This is a genomic window from Advenella sp. S44, assembly GCF_002810445.1.
Lineage (GTDB): Bacteria > Pseudomonadota > Gammaproteobacteria > Burkholderiales > Burkholderiaceae_B > Advenella.
This window is the reverse complement of the sequence record NZ_NEXS01000009.1, coordinates 178,296-191,908: the sequence shown is the minus strand read 5'-3', so window position 1 is coordinate 191,908 and position 13,613 is coordinate 178,296. Positions and strand designations below refer to the sequence as shown.

Sequence of the window (13,613 nt, the reverse complement as noted above, 5' to 3'; positions counted from 1 at the left end):
GCCGTGGTCGCTATCAATTCATCCTTACCGCGCCGCCAGTTTGATGTAGTGGTTGTAGGTGCCGGCGGTTCCGGCATGCGCTGCTCCCTTCAATTGGCTCAGGCCGGATTATCCGTCGCCGTCCTTTCCAAGGTTTTTCCAACCCGCTCCCATACGGTAGCCGCGCAGGGTGGTATCGGCGCCTCGCTGGGCAATATGAGCGAAGACAACTGGTACTGGCACATGTACGATACCGTTAAGGGATCGGACTGGCTGGGCGATCAGGACGCCATTGAGTTCATGTGCCGTCAGGCGCCCAATGCGGTTTACGAACTTGAGCACTTTGGCATGCCGTTTGACCGCAATGCCAACGGCACCATTTACCAGCGTCCATTTGGCGGCCATACCGCCAACTTCGGCGAGAAGCCCGTGCAGCGTGCCTGTGCAGCGGCTGACCGTACCGGTCACGCACTGTTGCACACCTTGTATCAGCGTAACGTTGCGGCGCGCACCCAGTTCTTTGTCGAATGGATGGCACTTGACCTGCTGCGCAATGACGCCGGCGATGTTGTGGGTGTCACCGCGCTCGAAATGGAAACCGGTGAAATCTATATTCTGGAAGCCAAGGCCGTTGTCCTGGCTACCGGTGGCGCCGGTCGCATCTGGCAGGCCTCCACCAATGCCTTCATTAACACCGGCGACGGACTGGGTATGGCTGCCCGTGCCGGCATCTGTCTGCAGGACATGGAATTCTGGCAATTTCACCCAACCGGCGTAGCTGGCGCGGGTGTGCTGATTACCGAAGGGGTGCGCGGCGAAGGCGGTATCCTGTTGAACAAGGACGGCGAGCGGTTCATGGAGCGCTATGCGCCAACCCTGAAAGATCTGGCCCCACGCGATTTTGTTTCGCGCTCAATGGACCAGGAAATCAAGGAAGGCCGCGGCTGTGGTCCCGACGGCAGTTATGTGGTACTCAAGCTGGATCACCTGGGTGCGGATGTCATTAACAAGCGCCTGCCTTCCATTCGCGAGATCGCGATCAAGTTCGGCAACGTGGATCCCATCAAGGAGCCCATTCCCGTTGTGCCAACCATCCACTATCAAATGGGCGGCATTCCGGCCAACTATCATGGCGAAGTGGTTACCTGGGAAAATGGCGAAGAAAAAATCGTCAATGGCCTGTATGCAATCGGCGAATGCGCGGCCGTATCGGTGCACGGCGCCAACCGCCTGGGCACCAACTCGCTGCTTGACCTTGTGGTCTTTGGCCGTTCAGCCGGCAACCGGATTGTGGAGTCGCATCTGGAACGCCAGCTCTCGCATCAGGATGTGCCCAAGGAATCGCTGGACTTCTCGGTGTCTCGCGTCAATGAACTGGAATCGCGCACGAGCGGCGAGAAAGTGCAGGATGTGGGCAACAGCATTCGCGCCTCCATGCAGCGTCATTGCGGTGTGTTCCGCACTCTCGAATTGCTCAGGGAAGGTGTCGGCCAGATCAACGAGCTGGCCGAGCAGGCCAAGCATGTCAAATTTGACGACAAATCCAAGGTCTTCAATACGGCGCGTGTCGAGGCGCTGGAGCTGGCCAATATGACCGAAGTGGCCCGTGCCACGATCCAGTCAGCAGCAAACCGTACCGAGAGTCGCGGCGCGCACGCTCTGGATGATCACCCAGAGCGCGATGATGCGAACTGGCTCAAGCATACGTTGTGGCACTCGGCCGATAACCGTCTGGAATACAAGCCGGTACATATGAAGCCGCTGACCGTCGAGTCGTTCCCTCCAAAAGCACGTACATTCTAAGCAGGGTATTATGAGCACAAAACGTACCATGAAATTCGAGATTTACCGCTACGATCCCGACAAGGACGAGCGCCCCTACATGCAGAAACTGGAAGTGGAGCTGCAACCGACAGACAAGATGCTGCTCGATGCCATTATCCGCATCAAGAACGACGTGGATGACAGTCTTGCCATCCGTCGTTCATGCCGCGAAGGGGTATGCGGTTCCGATGCTATGAATATCAATGGCAGAAACGGCCTGGCGTGTACCACGAATCTGAACGAGCTGAAAGAGCCGATTGTTCTGCGTCCGTTGCCCGGTCTGCCGGTCATTCGTGACCTGATCGTTGATATGACGCACTTCTTCAATCAGTATCATTCCGTACGCCCGTATCTGGTCAACGATACGCCGCCGCCAGAGAAGGAACGCCTGCAGTCGCCCGAAGCCCGCGAAGAGCTCGACGGCCTGTATGAGTGCATTCTGTGCGCGTGCTGCTCAACTTCCTGTCCTTCCTTCTGGTGGAATCCTGACAAGTTTGTCGGCCCTGCCGGATTGCTTCAGGCTTACCGGTTTATTGCAGACAGTCGCGACGAAGATACGAACGCCCGTCTCGATAATCTGAACGATCCATACCGTCTGTTCCGTTGTCATACCATTATGAATTGTGCCGATGTATGTCCGAAAGGGCTGAATCCGACCAAAGCAATTGGCAAGATCAAGGAACTGATGGTTCGTCGTGCGGTCTGATTACCAATGACCACACTAACCGAACTGGAACGGGCGCGCCTGCGCTGGCGTGCTCGCCGGGGACTGCTTGAAAACGATCTGATTATTACCAAATTTTTGGATCGTTACGAACAGGAGTTGACTGACGAGGATGTCTCGTCGCTCACCCAGCTTTTTGAACTTGATGACAACAGTCTGCTTGATATTCTTCTTGACCGTGCCGAGCCGGAAGGTATCTATGATACGCCTAATATACAACGCCTTATCGATTTGATGCGGCAGGGATAGCGGGCAGACTGAAGTCTGGTTTTTTCTTAAGGATGTTAAATGAACCTCTCTGACAAGAAAGCGATTCTGAGCTTTTCAGATGATTCTACGAAGATTGAGCTGCCTATTTACAAGGGCACGGTAGGACCGGATGTGATTGACATCCGCAAGCTGTACAGCCAGACCGACATGTTTACCTACGATCCCGGCTTCATGTCCACGGCAGCGTGCGAATCCAAAATCACCTATATTGATGGCGAGAAGGGCGAATTGCTCTATCGCGGATACCCTATCGAGCAACTGGCAGTCAATTGCAGCTTCCTGGATATCTGCTACCTGATCCTGAATGGCGAACTGCCCAACTCATCGCAGAAAGAAGAGTTTGACCAAACAGTAACGCATCACACCATGGTCAATGAGCAGTTGCATTTCTTCCTGCGCGGCTTTCGCCGTGACGCCCATCCCATGGCTGTGCTGACCGGTCTGGTCGGTGCGCTGTCTGCGTTCTATCACGACTCAACCGATATCACCAATCCAGAGCACCGTCATATCTCAGCGATTCGTCTGATTGCGAAAATGCCGACATTGGTTGCCATGGCATATAAGTATTCTTTGGGCCAGCCTTACATTTATCCGCAGAATAACCTGTCCTATACAGGCAACTTCCTGCGCATGATGTTCGCAACGCCATGCGAAGAATATAAAGTTAATGATGTGGTCGAACGTGCGCTTGATCGCATCTTCATTTTGCATGCGGATCACGAACAGAACGCTTCTACCTCAACGGTAAGGCTTTGCGGCTCTTCAGGCACCGACCCGTTTGCGGCGATTGCTGCCGGCGTGGCTTGCCTCTGGGGTCCTGCTCATGGCGGCGCCAACGAGGCTTGCCTGAACATGCTGGAAAACTTGCAAGCCAATGGCGGTATCGAAAAAGTTGGCGAGTTCATGGAAAAAGTGAAGGACAAGAACTCGGGCGTGCGTCTGATGGGTTTTGGCCATCGCGTCTACAAAAACTACGATCCTCGCGCCAAACTGATGCAGGAAACCTGCAAGGAAGTGCTCGAATCACTGGGTCTGGAAGACGATCCATTGTTCAAGCTGGCGATGGAAGTGGAACGTATCGCCCTGGAAGATCCTTACTTCGTCGAGCGCAAACTATATCCGAACGTCGATTTTTACTCAGGCATCGTGCAGCGCGCCATTGGCATTCCAACGTCGCTGTTCACCGCGATTTTTGCACTGGCTCGTACAGTAGGCTGGATCGCACAATGGAACGAAATGTTGTCTGATCCTGATTACAAAATCGGCCGTCCACGCCAGTTGTATACCGGCTACTCGGCTCGGGATGTTGGCAATATCGAGACACGCAAATAATACTTGTGCGCTGCTTGACCGAAAAGGCCGCAGACTAAACATCTGCGGTTTTTTTTCGTCTGTCGGTTGCCGATCGTTCCTCTGTCGCTTATCTAATGCATTTTGCTCTTGTGCATTTTGCCAACTGGGTAGCTGCCGTGAAATGACGTGAACGGCCGTTTCGGGTTGGGCCTGTCGTGTGGCGGGTGAGCTTGCTTTGGTCATGAGCATGCCATTGATGACGTCGCCCGTACCTGATAGCGTTGGGGCGTGAAAAATAGTGAAACGGGGAAACCGGCCCACAAAAAAGCCGAACCACGGTTGTGATTCGGCTGGCAGCTAGACGCTGCTGTCGGTTATGCGGGCAGCAGGTTTTGCAGGTTTTGCCTGTCCTGTTAGTTGTTGTACGGGCTATTCATGCTGAAACGGCCCGCGCCGGCAAAAAAGACGGCGATAGCGGTAAACAGGAAGAAGTATTGTGTTTCCAGTCTGAGCGCGCCGTTGCCTGTCACCATGAACAGCTGGCCGCTATGGGCCAGCGCAATGGCAACCACCATGTTGATCGCAATCAGCACTGCGGCAATACGCGAGTAAAGGCCGACGATCAGCAGGATCGGCGCAATCACCTCGCCAATATAAACGGCGTAACCCAGCCATCCGGGTAGCCCGGTAGAGGCAACCATGCCCATAATCCCGCCGATGCCGTTTTGCACCTTGAAGATGCCGTGCATGAGCAGGAGAATGCCAAGCGTCAGGCGCAGCACCAGTTTTGATATATCGTCCGAGCGCATTATTTGGACTCTCCAAGCGTGTCAACGACGGCCAGCGCTGTCATATTGACAATGCGTCGCGTTGTCGTGCTGGTGGTCAGGATGTGGACGGGCTTGGCCGCACCCAGCAAAATCGGGCCCATCGCGATACCATGGCTGCCGGTCATTTTCAGCATGTTATAGGTAATATTGCCGGTATCCAGATTCGGCATGATCAGCAGATTGGCACGACCTGCAAGCGTGGAGTCTGGATAGGCGTCCAGCCGGATGCGTTCGGACAAAGCGGCATCAGCATGCATTTCGCCATCGACTTCCAGATCCGGGCGACGTTGCGCGATCAGGCGACGGGCCGAGGACATTTTGTGCGAAGAGTCTGAAGGACGGCTGCCAAAATTCGAATGCGACAGCAGGGCGATTTTGGGTTGGATGCCGAAGCGGATCATTTCGTCGGCCGCCTGGATTGTGATATCTGCAATCTGTTCGTCCGTCGGATCTTCATTGACATGCGTGTCGCAAATGAATAGCGTCTGGTCAGGCAGAATCAATACGTTCATGGCGGCGTAGGTCGTAACACCTTCCTTCAGGCCAATCACTTCCGATACATATTTGAGCTGGTTGTCAAAGCGGCTGCCCACGCCGCAGATCATGGCATCGGCATCGCCGCGTTCCATCAGCAACACACCGATCAGGGTATTGTGCTTGCGAACCATGGCTTTAGCCACATTGGGCGTTACGCCATCGCGCCCTTTGATTTTGTAGTAGGCTGTCCAGGTTTCCGTAAAGCGTTCGTCGTCTTCGGGGTTGACCACTTCCATATTGATGCCGGCAGCCAGGCGCAGCCCCAGTTTTTTGACCCGCATCTCGATGACGGCAGGACGACCCACCAGAATCGGGTAGGCCAGTTGTTCGTCGATGACCGTCTGCGCTGCACGCAATACGCGTTCGTCTTCGCCATCTGCATAAACGACGCGTTTCGGTGGCGTTGTGCGGGCCTGTTTGAAGAGGGGTCGCATCAGCGGGCCGGAACGGTAGACGAACCCAAGCAGTTGCTGGCGGTAAGCATCCATGTCTTCTATCGGGCGGGTTGCCACGCCCGACTCCATGGCCGCCTGGGCAATAGCCGGGGCAATCTGGACGATCAGCCGAGGATCAAACGGTTTTGGAATAATGTATTCGGGCCCGAAGCTTAGATCCTGGCCTTCATAGGCCAGGGCAACTTCATCGCTAGGCTCGGCCTGCGCCAGCTCTGCAATAGCGTGTACGCACGCCATCTTCATTTCTTCCGTAATCCGGGTGGCGCCGACATCCAGTGCGCCGCGGAAAATGAAAGGGAAGCACAGCACATTGTTGACCTGATTGGGGTAGTCGGAGCGGCCAGTCGCGATAATGCAGTTAGGGCGCACCGCCTTGGCATCTTCCGGGCGGATTTCCGGATCGGGATTAGCCAGTGCCAGAATCAGGGGAAAGTCTGCCATGGTGGCGACCATCTCTCGTTTCAGGACATCTTTGGCTGAGCAGCCCAGGAACACATCGGTGTCACGCATGACGTCTGCCAGCGTGCGGTCATCGGTTTTCTGTGCGTAGCGCGCCTTGTTCGGTTCCATGTTGTCGTCGCGGCCTTCCCAGATAACGCCACGAGAATCCACGACGTAGATGTTCTGGCGCGGCACGCCCAGGTTGACCAGTAGATCCAGGCAGGCAATGGCAGCGGCACCCGCGCCGGAGCAAACCAGCTTGATCTTGTCGATGTCCTTGCCGACGATTCTCAGGCCATTGAGAATGGCAGCCGAAGAAATGATCGCTGTGCCGTGCTGGTCATCGTGAAAAACCGGGATCTTCATGCGTTCGCGCAGTTTTTTCTCGATATAGAAGCACTCCGGCGCCTTGATGTCTTCCAGATTGACGCCACCTAGTGTGGGCTCCAGCGCGGCAATGATGTCCACCAGTTTGTCAGGGTCATTTTCCGCCAGCTCGATATCGAATACATCGACCCCGGCAAACTTCTTGAACAGGCAGCCTTTGCCTTCCATTACGGGCTTGGAAGCCAGCGGACCGATATTTCCCAGTCCCAGTACGGCCGTGCCGTTTGTGATAACGCCCACCAGGTTGGAGCGCGAGGTATATTTTGATGCTGCCATGTCGCCATCTGCAAAAATGGCCATGCACGCCGCAGCGACGCCGGGAGAATAAGCCAGCGACAGGTCATCCTGGTTGGCCAGGGGTTTGGTCGGGGTAACGGAAATTTTGCCCGGCGTTGGATACGCGTGGTAGTCCAGGGCAAGTTTGTTACGGTCGTGGCTCATGGTTTCTATCCTTAAGGTTCAACAATATTGTTCTGTTCATTGCAATGGAAAAAAATTACAGTTTCGATATGATAACGCCGTTGGCCGCCTTCATGCGGCAACTTGCCCCCTCTGGCTGCAGGTGAGTGCCTCGGGCTTTGCCCTTGGTGATTCCGCTTTAGTGATCGGGCAGTCGCGGTCGGGCGCATCGTTTATGACCACAACGTGGCTGACATGGCGGATGCTCGGTGGCGCGGCAAGAGCGTCCTTTATTCTAAAAAGGATGGGTCGCCCGATTTCTAAAAAACAATGGCAGGCCCTCTTTTAAAAAGGATCGGCGGGCCATCCAAAAAAATTGCTGAACGTGAAAATGGGGCCGCCGATCTGCGAGCGCGCACGCCGGTAAAAACCGGTAGCTGCGGCAGCGGCGTGGGTCGTTAGCAACGAAATATTGAAATATACCAATCACAATCGATTGAAACCGGTTATTTCCTGCATAATCGAAAAAGTTCCTTGGATTAAGACTGCCCGGTGGTTATACTTTAAGGCATTGGCTATCAAGGCTATGTTATGTGCCTTCTGCCCGCTATCCGCAACTCGGTCTAGCCGTAACCCGGAAGGTATACCTGCATCTCAAAGGGTGAAACACCCGCAACGGTGAAGCGATTTTATGACAACGGAAACTGAAAAAAAATCTACCTCTTATTTATTTGGGAGTAATGCTCCCTACGTTGAAGAACTGTACGAAGAGTACTTGGCCAATCCGGCTGCAGTGGGGGACCATTGGCGTAACTACTTTGATCAGCTTCAGCACACGCCCGCCACAGACGGCTCCGAACGCACACGGGACCAGAACCATCATTCTGTCGTCACTTCCTTCGCTCAGCGCGCCAAGGCCAATGCCTTTGCCCAGGCAGCACGGGCCACTGCGCCATCGCTGGAGGTGGCCAGTAAACAGCTTCACGTTCAGTCACTAATCGCCGCCTATCGCACCCTGGGGGTACGCTGGGCAGAACTCGATCCGTTGAAACGTCGCGAACGCCCCGAAATTCCAGAACTCGATCCTGCCTTTTACGGCCTGACCGAAGCCGACCTGGACCAGGTGTACTCTGCCACCAACACTTATTTCACGAAACAGGGCACCATGACTCTGCGTGAAATCTTAAATTCCCTGCGCGACACCTATTGCGGCGCAGTCGGCGTTGAATTCATGCATATGTCCGACCCCAAGGCCAAACGCTGGGTGCAAGAACACCTGGAGTCGACCCATGCCAACGGCTCCTTCGATAGCGGCACCAAGAAACGCATATTGCAGCAACTGACCGAAGCCGAAGGGCTGGAGCGTTTCCTGCATACCAAATATGTGGGTCAGAAACGCTTCTCGCTTGAAGGCGGAGAAAGCTTTATCGCCGCCATGGACGAAGTCGTCAATCACGCCGGCGATCTGGGCGTTCAGGAAATTATCGTGGGCATGGCCCACCGTGGTCGCCTGAATATGTTGGTCAATATCATGGGCAAAATGCCCGGCGACCTGTTTGCCGAGTTCGAAGGCAAGCATGCTGAAGGCCTGACCGACGGCGACGTGAAATATCACAATGGCTTTTCCAGCGACCTGTCCACCCGCGGTGGTCCGGTGCACCTGTCACTGGCATTTAACCCGTCGCACCTGGAAATCGTCAATCCGGTCGTCGAAGGCAGTGTTCGCGCACGGCAGGAGCGCCGCGCGGATCCGCTGGGCCAGCAGGTGCTGCCGGTGCTTGTGCATGGCGACGCGGCCTTTGCCGGTCAGGGCGTGGTCATGGAAACCCTCAATATGGCGCAGACCCGCGGTTATGGTACGGGCGGCACGCTGCATATCGTGATTAATAATCAGATCGGGTTTACGACATCCGATCCGCGCGACGCCCGGTCTACGCTGTACTGCACCGATGTGGTCAAGATGATCGAAGCGCCGGTCTTTCATGTCAACGGCGATGATCCGGAAGCGGTGGTTTTCGCCACGCGCCTGGCGCTCGATTACCGTATGGAGTTCAACCACGATGTGGTCGTCGATATCATCTGCTACCGTAAACTGGGACATAACGAGCAGGATACGCCGTCGCTCACGCAACCACTCATGTATAAGCGCATTGGCGCGCACCCCGGCACACGTAAAATATACGCAGATAAACTGACTGCGCAGGGTGTGTTGACCGAAGGCGAGGGCGAAGAGTTTGTCAAGAATTATCGCCGGCTTATGGAAGACGGCCAGAAAACTGTCGAGCCTGTCCTAACCGACTACAAGAATAAATATTCCATTGACTGGACACCGTTTCTGGGCGCCAAGTGGACTGACAGTGCCGACACTGCCGTGCCGCTGGCCGAACTCAAACGCATTGGCGAGCGCATTACCACGGTTCCCGATACCTTTACACCTCATAACCTGGTGAAAAAACTGCTGGCTGACCGTCGTGCAATGGCAATGGGCGAGCAGAATCTGGACTGGGGTATGGGCGAACATCTGGCGTTTGCCACGTTGCTCTCATCCGGCTATACCATCCGTATTACCGGACAGGATTCCGGGCGCGGCACATTTACCCACCGGCACGCCGTGTTGCATGACCAGAAACGTGAACGCTGGAATGACGGCACCTATATTCCCCTGCAGAATGTATCCGATTCGCAAGCGCCGTTTACCGTCATCGATTCTGTGCTGTCAGAAGAGGCTGTCCTGGGTTTTGAATACGGTTATTCTTGCTCTGAGCCGAACACGCTGGTCATCTGGGAAGCCCAGTTCGGCGATTTCGTCAATGGCGCGCAGGTAGTGATTGACCAGTTTATCAGCTCCGGCGAAGCCAAATGGGGACGCCAGTCCGGTTTGACACTGATGCTGCCGCACGGCTACGAAGGACAGGGCCCCGAGCACTCTTCGGCTCGCATCGAGCGCTTCCTGCAACTGTGCGCCGACCATAACATGCAGTGTGTGCAGCCGACCAACGCTGCGCAGATTTTCCATCTGTTGCGTCGCCAAATGATCCGGCCATTCCGCAAGCCGCTGGTTATCTTTACGCCAAAATCACTGTTGCGTAACAAGGATGCCACCTCGCCGCTGAGCGAACTGGCCGCTGGCGAGTTCCACACTATCCTGGGTGAAATTAACAGCAATCTGGATGCCAAGAAGGTCAAGCGTGTGCTTGTTTGCTCCGGCAAGGTTTACTATGATTTGATGAATGCACGCAAGGAACGCGATGCCGACCACGTTGCGATTCTGCGGGTAGAGCAGTTGTATCCGTTTGCCCATAAGTCGTTTGCCAGTGAACTGGCCAAGTATCCGAATGCGACGGAAGTCGTATGGGTACAGGACGAGCCCCAGAACCAGGGTCCGTGGTTCTATATCCAGCACCACCTGTATGAAGACATGTCTGCAGGACAGCGCCTTGGGTATGCCGGACGTACTGCTTCGTCTTCGCCTGCTGTCGGTTATATGGCCAAACATATAGAGCAGCAAAAGGCATTGGTGGAACAGGCTTTCGCGCCCAAGCTCAAAGGGTTCATTCTGACCAAGTAAGCGGTCTAATTACAATTTTACGGATTATTGAAAATGGCTATTATTGACGTTGTAGTTCCTCAGCTCTCCGAATCGATCTCAGAAGCGTCACTGCTCGAATGGAAAAAGAAAGTCGGCGAAGCTGTCACTCAGGATGAAACCCTGATCGAAGTCGAAACCGACAAGGTGGTACTGGAAGTGCCCGCGCCGGCGACTGGTGTGCTTACCGAAATCGCCGAAGGCGATGGCAGCACAGTGACTTCCGGCCAGTTGCTGGCAAAAATCGACACCGAAGCAAAAGCCGGTGCGGCCGCGCCTGAAGCGGCGGCTGCCGAGCCCGCCAAAGCAGCCGAAGCGCCTAAAGCAGCCGAAGCGCCTAAAGCCGAGCAGGCTCCCAAAGCCGCCGAAGCCAGCAAAGGCAGTGCAGGCGTTGCCTCTCCTGCCGCCAGCAAAATCTTGTCTGAAAAAGGCATTGCCGCTGATGATGTAGCCGGCTCCGGTCGTGATGGTCGTGTGACCAAGGCGGATGCGGTTGGCGCTTCTGCCAAGCCCGCCGCTGCACCGGCGGCCGCTGCCGCCGGCACTGCCGATGGCCTGTCTCTTGACGGTCGTCCGGAGCAGCGTGTGCCCATGACTCGTTTGCGTGCACGTATTGCCGAGCGCCTGATCCAGTCCCAGCAGGAAAACGCCATTCTGACGACGTTCAATGAAGTCAATATGAAGGCGGTCATTGACCTGCGCAACGCTTATAAAGACCGTTTTGAAAAAGAACACGGCGTCAAGCTCGGATTCATGTCCTTTTTCGTCAAGGCCGCCGTTGCTGCGCTGAAGAAATACCCGTTGCTTAACGCTTCTGTCGATGGCAAAGATATTATCTATCACGGTTATTTTGATATCGGTATCGCGGTCAGCAGCCCGCGCGGCCTGGTGGTGCCTATCATTCGCAACGCGGATCAGCTGTCTTTCGCTGAAATCGAAAAAACCATTGCTCAATACGGCGTCAAGGCACGAGAAGGCAAGATTAGTCTGGAAGACCTGACTGGCGGCACGTTCTCTATCTCCAACGGCGGTGTTTTCGGTTCCATGTTGTCCACGCCTATCATCAACCCACCGCAGTCTGCGATCCTGGGCGTTCACGCCACCAAGGACCGCCCCGTAGTGGAAAATGGTCAGGTGGTTATCCGCCCGATCAACTTCCTGGCCATGTCATACGATCACCGTATCATTGACGGTCGTGAAGCCGTACTGGGCCTGGTTGCCATGAAAGAGGCGCTCGAAGACCCGCAGCGCCTGCTGCTGGATCTGTAATCGCCACAGTCTGAATGCGCCCCTTCACGGGGCGCGCGTTTTTCATAGGATGCGGCAATCGCATCTGCTATATCGAAATCAAGAGAATATTATGTCTTCACAATTTGACGTTGTCGTAATTGGCGCCGGTCCTGGCGGCTACATTGCAGCGATCCGTGCTGCGCAGCTGGGCAAGAAAGTGGCGTGTATTGATGCCTGGGCCGATGAGGCCGGCAATCCCAAACTCGGTGGCACCTGCACCAATGTGGGCTGCATCCCATCCAAAGCCCTGTTGCAATCGTCCGAACATTTTGATCAAGCCAACAACCATTTTGCTGAACACGGCATTGAAGTGGGCAGTGTCAAGCTCAAACTTGACGCGCTGATCGGTCGCAAGGACACGGTTGTCAAGCAAAATAACGATGGCATTCTTTATCTGCTCAAGAAAAACAAAGTCACATTCTTTTCCGGTGTGGGCGCGTTCGACGGCAAGGCCGAAGATGGCAGCTGGAAAATTAGTGTGACCGGGAAAAAAGCAGAAAGCCTGACAGCGACCCACGTCGTTGTGGCCACCGGCTCGGTGGCACGTGCCTTGCCCGGGCTGCCATTCGATGAGAAGCAAGTGCTGTCCAATGACGGCGCGTTGCGTCTGCCAGCCGTTCCCAAAAAACTGGGTGTGATCGGCGCTGGTGTGATTGGTCTGGAAATGGGTAGCGTCTGGCGCCGCCTGGGTGCTGAAGTCACCATTCTGGAAGCCATGCCCGAGTTTCTGGCCGCCGCCGACGCGCAGGTCGCCAAGGAAGCCCAGAAGGCATTCGCCAAGCAGGGTCTGAAAATTGAAACCGGGGTCAAGATCGGTGAGATCAAGTCCACGACAAAAACCATTACCGTTCCCTATACCGATTCCAAAGGTGCCGAGCAGTCTCTGGCTGTAGACAAACTGATCGTTTCCATTGGTCGTGTTCCGTTCACGGGTAACCTGAATGCCGACAGTGTCGGCCTGCAACTGGACGAGCGCGGCTTCATCAATGTAAATGAAGAGTGCAAGACCAATCTGCCAAACGTATGGGCTGTGGGCGATGTGGTGCGCGGCCCGATGCTGGCACACAAGGCCGAAGAAGAGGGCGTTGCCGTGGCCGAACGCATTGCCGGCCAGCACGGCCATGTCAACTTCAATACCATTCCTTGGGTTCTCTATACTTCTCCGGAAATTGCATGGGTCGGTAAGACCGAACAGCAGTTGAAGGCAGAAAAGCGCGAAATCCGTACCGGCAGTTTCCCGTTCATGGCCAACGGCCGGGCGCGTGCGCTGGGTGATACCACCGGCTTTGCCAAGGTGATTGCCGATGCCAAGACCGACGAAGTGCTGGGCGTGCATATTATTGGCCCCATGGCATCCGAACTGATTGCCGAAGCGGTAACGATCATGGAGTTCAAAGGTGCCTCCGAAGATATCGCGCGTATCTGCCATGCGCATCCGACCTTGTCCGAAGCGCTCAAAGAAGCCGCACTGGCCGTTGATAAACGTGCTCTGAACTTCTGATCAACAACACGATGTTGTATACGGCAAAGGCATCGGGTTCGGCCGGTGCCTGCCGTCAGTCTGAACGTTGCGTATTGGGCAATCCGGGGTGCTACTG

10 protein-coding genes are annotated in these 13,613 nt (G+C 55.2%); 8 read left to right on the top strand and 2 right to left on the bottom strand.

Going from position 1 to position 13,613, the window contains the following annotated elements:
• The first annotated feature begins 3 nt into the window (after nucleotides 1–3).
• The 4 genes from sdhA to CAP48_RS14690 are packed head-to-tail and all read left to right on the top strand — an operon-like array spanning nucleotide 4 to nucleotide 4,129.
• On the top strand, nucleotides 4–1,782 hold the full coding sequence (sdhA, locus tag CAP48_RS14705; RefSeq protein WP_100698020.1) for a succinate dehydrogenase flavoprotein subunit: 1,779 nt from the start codon (nucleotides 4–6) through the stop codon (nucleotides 1,780–1,782).
• A gap of 10 nt (nucleotides 1,783–1,792) precedes the next feature.
• Nucleotides 1,793–2,509 (top strand): succinate dehydrogenase iron-sulfur subunit, encoded by a 717-nt coding sequence (locus tag CAP48_RS14700; RefSeq protein ID WP_100698018.1) that lies wholly within the window; start codon nucleotides 1,793–1,795, stop codon nucleotides 2,507–2,509.
• Between the two features lie 6 nt (nucleotides 2,510–2,515).
• Nucleotides 2,516–2,776 (top strand): succinate dehydrogenase assembly factor 2, encoded by a 261-nt coding sequence (locus CAP48_RS14695; RefSeq protein ID WP_100698016.1) that lies wholly within the window; start codon nucleotides 2,516–2,518, stop codon nucleotides 2,774–2,776.
• Nucleotides 2,777–2,815: 39 nt separating this feature from the next.
• Nucleotides 2,816–4,129 (top strand): citrate synthase, encoded by a 1,314-nt coding sequence (locus CAP48_RS14690; RefSeq protein WP_100698014.1) that lies wholly within the window; start codon nucleotides 2,816–2,818, stop codon nucleotides 4,127–4,129.
• Nucleotides 4,130–4,503: 374 nt separating this feature from the next.
• Here CAP48_RS14690 and CAP48_RS14685 read toward each other — a convergent pair whose 3' ends face one another.
• Together CAP48_RS14685 and CAP48_RS14680 are read right to left on the bottom strand one after the other, a co-directional pair.
• Complete coding sequence (locus CAP48_RS14685; protein ID WP_197707281.1) at nucleotides 4,504–4,902, bottom strand: DoxX family protein; 399 nt, start codon at nucleotides 4,900–4,902, stop codon at nucleotides 4,504–4,506.
• Nucleotides 4,899–7,181, bottom strand: coding sequence for an NADP-dependent malic enzyme (locus CAP48_RS14680; RefSeq protein WP_100698010.1), 2,283 nt, complete (start codon nucleotides 7,179–7,181; stop codon nucleotides 4,899–4,901). Before CAP48_RS14680 ends, CAP48_RS14685 begins: the two co-directional genes overlap by 4 nt.
• Here CAP48_RS14680 and CAP48_RS20105 point away from each other — a divergent pair.
• The 4 genes from CAP48_RS20105 (at nucleotide 7,180) to lpdA (ending at nucleotide 13,516) form a co-directional block, all read left to right on the top strand.
• Nucleotides 7,180–7,488 (top strand): hypothetical protein, encoded by a 309-nt coding sequence (locus CAP48_RS20105; RefSeq protein WP_153045711.1) that lies wholly within the window; start codon nucleotides 7,180–7,182, stop codon nucleotides 7,486–7,488. The genes CAP48_RS14680 and CAP48_RS20105 overlap by 2 nt on opposite strands.
• A 342-nt stretch (nucleotides 7,489–7,830) precedes the next feature.
• Complete coding sequence (locus CAP48_RS14675; RefSeq protein WP_100698008.1) at nucleotides 7,831–10,707, top strand: 2-oxoglutarate dehydrogenase E1 component; 2,877 nt, start codon at nucleotides 7,831–7,833, stop codon at nucleotides 10,705–10,707.
• Between the two features lie 33 nt (nucleotides 10,708–10,740).
• A complete protein-coding gene (gene odhB, locus CAP48_RS14670; RefSeq protein ID WP_100698006.1) occupies nucleotides 10,741–11,994 on the top strand; it encodes a 2-oxoglutarate dehydrogenase complex dihydrolipoyllysine-residue succinyltransferase in 1,254 nt (417 codons plus the stop codon).
• Between the two features lie 91 nt (nucleotides 11,995–12,085).
• A complete protein-coding gene (gene lpdA / locus CAP48_RS14665) occupies nucleotides 12,086–13,516 on the top strand; it encodes a dihydrolipoyl dehydrogenase (protein ID WP_100698004.1) in 1,431 nt (476 codons plus the stop codon).
• Nucleotides 13,517–13,613 lie beyond the last annotated feature (97 nt).